The sequence below is a fragment of the Corynebacterium sp. HMSC075D04 genome (assembly GCF_001815635.1).
GTDB lineage: Bacteria > Actinomycetota > Actinomycetes > Mycobacteriales > Mycobacteriaceae > Corynebacterium > Corynebacterium coyleae.
On the sequence record NZ_KV821305.1, the window covers coordinates 1 to 3,331 of the forward strand.

1 rRNA gene is annotated in these 3,331 nt (G+C 53.7%); it reads left to right on the forward strand.

Annotated elements, in window-relative coordinates:
• Positions 1–223: 223 nt before the first annotated feature.
• A 23S ribosomal RNA gene (locus HMPREF3048_RS02645) occupies positions 224–3,307 on the forward strand.
• The last annotated feature ends 24 nt before the right edge of the window (positions 3,308–3,331 follow it).

Consider the following 3,331-nt stretch of genomic DNA (forward strand, 5'->3'; position numbering starts at 1 on the left):
TGCAGCAATGAAATTGATGGTGTGTTGGCATGCTGTTGGGTGTCTGGGGCAACATTGTGTGTTCCTTGTTGTGGCATTCCATTGTTGGTTGATCATCTGTTGTGGTGGTTGGCCGGTGTGGGGTGTGTGTTGTGTGAGAACTGTATAGTGGACGCGAGCATCTTGTTCTTTTTGTGTAATTTTTGTTTGTTGAGTTGTCTGCAGTTTTTGTAGCGACCGTAATTGTTGTTTTGTGTTACGGGCGTATGGTGGATGCCTTGGCATGCTGGGCCGATGAAGGACGTGTGAGGCTGCGTTAAGCCTCGGGGAGTTGCCAACAGTGCGTTGATCCGAGGATGTCCGAATGGGGAAACCCAACACCAGTTGTGTGGTGTTACCTGCAGGTGAATGCATAGCCTGTGTGGAGGTGACGTGGGGAAGTGAAACATCTCAGTACCCACAGGAGAAGAAAACAATTTGTGATTCCGTGTGTAGTGGCGAGCGATAGCGGATGAGGCTAAACCGTGTGCGTGTGATACCTGGGTAGGGGTTGCGTGTGCGGTGTTGTGGGGTGTGATCGTTGCGGGCTACCTGACCGCAAGATGGTGTGTGTGCGTTAGCGGAAACGTCTGGGATGGCGTGCCGGAGCGGGTGATTAGCCCCGTACGTGAAGGCGTTGCATATGTTGTCTGATCATGTTTTCCCCGAGTAGCAGCGGGCTCGTGAAATCTGCTGTGAATCTGCCGGGACCACCCGGTAAGCCTAAATACCCAGTGTGACCGATAGTGAATAGTACCGTGAGGGAATGGTGAAAAGTACCCCGGGAGGGGAGTGAAAGAGTTCCTGAAACCATGCGCTTACAATCCGTCAGAGCACCGTTTGTGTGTGATGGCGTGCCTTTTGAAGAATGAGCCTGCGAGTCAGCGGCATGTCGCGAGGTTAACCCGTTATGTGGGGTAGTCGTAGCGAAAGCGAATCCTAAGAGGGTGTCAAGTGGCATGTCCTGGACCCGAAGCGGGGTGATCTACCCATGGCCAGTGTGAAGCAGCTGTAAGAGGTTGTGGAGGCGCGAACCCACTTAGGTTGAAAACTGAGGGGATGAGCTGTGGGTAGGGGTGAAAGGCCAATCAAACTCCGTGATAGCTGGTTCTCCCCGAAATGCATTTAGGTGCAGCGTGATGTGTGCTTACCGGAGGTAGAGCTACTGGATGGCCGAGCGGGACTATCATCTTAGTGACGTCAGCCAAACTCCGAATGCCGGTGAAGTTTGAGCATTGCAGTGAGACTGTGGGGGATAAGCTTCATAGTCGAGAGGGAAACAGCCCAGATCGCCGGTTAAGGCCCCTAAGGGTGTGCTAAGTGGAAAAGGATGTGGGATCGCGAAGACAGCCAGGAGGTTGGCTTAGAAGCAGCCATCCTTGAAAGAGTGCGTAATAGCTCACTGGTCGAGTGGTTCTGCGCCGACAATGTAGTGGGGCTCAAGCACACCGCCGAAGCCGCGGCATAGTTTTTACTATGGGTAGGGGAGCGTCGTGTGTGGGGTGAAGCCGTATCGGAAGAAGCGGTGGACTACACGCGAGTGAGAATGCAGGCATGAGTAACGAATGATACGTGAGAATCGTATCCGCCGAATGACTAAGGGTTCCTGGGTCAAGTTCGTCTTCCCAGGGTGAGTCGGGTCCTAAGGCGAGGCCGACAGGCGTAGTCGATGGTCAACGGGTTGATATTCCCGTACCCGTATATACGCGCCCAGTATCGAAGCGGTGATACTAACCACCCAGATCTACCAACATGCACATCTTTGATGTGTGGTTGGTGGTGATGCGTGGGGCCTGATCCGTTGTAGGTCAGTGATGGGGTGACGCAGCAAGGTAGCCAAGCCGCTTATTGGATTGCGGTGCAAGCGTGTGGCACGACAGCATGTCAAATGCGGCTGTCAATAGTGTGAGGCGTGATGCGTAGCCCATATATGGGTGATGTTGGTGATCCTCTACTGCCGAGAAAAGCCTCTAGCGATGTGTGTATACGGCCCGTACCCGAAACCGACACAGGTAGTCAAGTAGAGAATACTCAGGCGGTCGGGAGAACTGTGGTTAAGGAACTCGGCAAATTACCCCCGTAACTTCGGGAGAAGGGGGACCCAAACTGGTGCCCGATCTATGCGATCGTGGTTGCTGGCGTGGGTCGCAGAGAATAGAGGGGAGCGACTGTTTATCAAAAACACAGGTCCGTGCGAAGACGATGAAGTTGATGTATACGGACTGACGCCTGCCCGGTGCTGGAAGGTTAAGAGGACCTGTTAGGACTTTTTGTCCGAAGCGGAGAATTTAAGCCCCAGTAAACGGCGGTGGTAACTATAACCATCCTAAGGTAGCGAAATTCCTTGTCGGGTAAGTTCCGACCTGCACGAATGGCGTAACGACTCCCCTGCTGTCTCAACCACAGACCCGGTGAAATTGCACTACGAGTAAAGATGCTCGTTACGCGCGGCAGGACGAAAAGACCCCGGGACCTTCACTATAGCTTGGTATTGGCATTCGGTGCGGTTTGTGTAGGATAGGTGGGAGACGTTGAAGCGGCCACGCCAGTGGTTGTGGAGTCGTTGTTGAAATACCACTCTGACCGTAGTGGATATCTAACCTTGGCCCATGATCTGGGTTGGGGACAGTGCCTGGTGGGTAGTTTAACTGGGGCGGTTGCCTCCCAAAATGTAACGGAGGCGCCCAAAGGTTCCCTCAGCCTGGTTGGCAATCAGGTGTTTAGAGTGTAAGTGCACAAGGGAGCTTGACTGCGAGACTTACAAGTCGAGCAGGGACGAAAGTCGGGACTAGTGATCCGGCACCTACTTGTGGATGTGGTGTCGCTCAACGGATAAAAGGTACCCCGGGGATAACAGGCTGATCTTCCCCAAGAGTCCATATCGACGGGATGGTTTGGCACCTCGATGTCGGCTCGTCGCATCCTGGGGCTGGAGTAGGTCCCAAGGGTTGGGCTGTTCGCCCATTAAAGCGGCACGCGAGCTGGGTTCAGAACGTCGTGAGACAGTTCGGTCTCTATCCGCCGCGCGCGTTGAAACTTGAAGAAGGCTGTCCCTAGTACGAGAGGACCGGGACGGACGTACCTCTGGTGTGCCAGTTGTTCCGCCAGGAGCACAGCTGGTTGGCTACGTACGGAAGGGATAACCGCTGAAAGCATCTAAGCGGGAAGCCTGTTTTAAGATGAGGTTTCATTTGAGGTTCCCAGAAGACGACTGGGTTGATAGGCCGGAACTGGAAGCACAGCAATGTGTGGAGGCGACCGGTACTAATACACCAAACAAACCAACACCCGGTTTTTCAACAAACCAAACACA